The organism is Streptomyces sp. ActVer (assembly GCF_027270795.1).
Taxonomy (GTDB): domain Bacteria; phylum Actinomycetota; class Actinomycetes; order Streptomycetales; family Streptomycetaceae; genus Streptomyces; species Streptomyces umbrinus_A.
Window position 1 is genome coordinate 1 of record NZ_JAPWHT010000926.1, and the last position, 1,110, is coordinate 1,110.

General features: G+C 74.8%; 1 protein-coding gene and 1 pseudogene. Both read right to left on the reverse strand.

Annotated features, from left to right (window positions below):
- Window positions 1-185, reverse strand: a pseudogene (locus tag O3Q52_RS53385) (peptidyl-prolyl cis-trans isomerase); the annotation flags it as partial.
- On the reverse strand, window positions 182-1,110 hold a 929-nt coding region (locus O3Q52_RS53390), incomplete at its 5' end, for an NEW3 domain-containing protein (protein ID WP_269655587.1). The gene O3Q52_RS53390 and the pseudogene O3Q52_RS53385, both read right to left, overlap by 4 nt.

Consider the following 1,110-nt stretch of genomic DNA (forward strand, 5'->3'; position numbering starts at 1 on the left):
CGTTCGGCCCGCGCCGATGCGTCGGGGCGCGTCACGGGATCGCGCGGCGGTACGACCCTCAGCAGCGCGTCCACGTGCGCCGCGGCGAGGGCGTCTCCGTCCACGAGCGCGGCCACACCGTCGGGCAGGTGGACGTGTGCGGGGCTGCCGGGTGGATGTGAACGCGCATGTACGTGGTCGCTCACGGCAGCACCTCCAGCGGTACGGCCTCGGTGTAGGCGACACTGCCGTGCCAGGCGATCTTCGCCATCAGCCAGTACGAACCCGGTGGCACCGCACGGCCGTCCACCTCGATCACGCACTCCAGCCGCTCCCCGGCGGGCACGGTGAAGCCCTGGCAGCCCGGACTCACCCCCGGCCAGGTGCCCCACGACGACACCGCCCACAGGGTGCCGTCGACCGGACCGCGGGTGGTGTTGCGGACGGTCACCGGAACCTGGCCGAGCTCGCCCGCGCGCACCCTGATGCGCTCAACTCCCAGGCGGGACACGAGAGTCGGGCCCGTCCGGCCGTCCGGCTCGCCCTCCGGGACGGTGCCCGGCACGTCTAGCGCCACGACATCCTCGTACGTCTGACCGCCGTACGACAGCAGCGCCGCGAGCCAGTGGCGGCCGGGTGCGGCGTCGGGGGCGGGGGTGACGGTGACCTCGGAGAGGGTGAAGCCGCCGGGGCCCAGCGCGTACGGCAGTTCGGCGGGCTCGGCTGACCAGCCGGACGGTACGCGCAGGGCGACCGTGCCCGAGACCGGGGCGTCGGTGAGCTCCGAGCTGACGCGGACCGTCGCGGTCACGGGCCGCCCGGAGAGGGTGAGCGCGGTCGGTGAGACGTACACCGCGACGGGCATGTTGCCGCGCGGGGCGGGGCCGGAGTTGTGCAGCCAGTACCGGGTGTGGACGGGTTGCGCGGGCTCGTGCGCGGCGATGCCGGGGCCGTGCGGACTCTGTCCGTCCTCGGGAGTCGCCAGGAGCGTCGCGACCTCGAACCCGGTCAGGCCGATGTCGAGAACCCCTTCCTGGTCCGGGGCCAACGGTGTCCCGGCGTTCCCCAGGACGTCGGCTCGCGCGCCGGCCGTCCACGCCAGCGGGCCGCGCACCCGGGCCCCGACCGGAC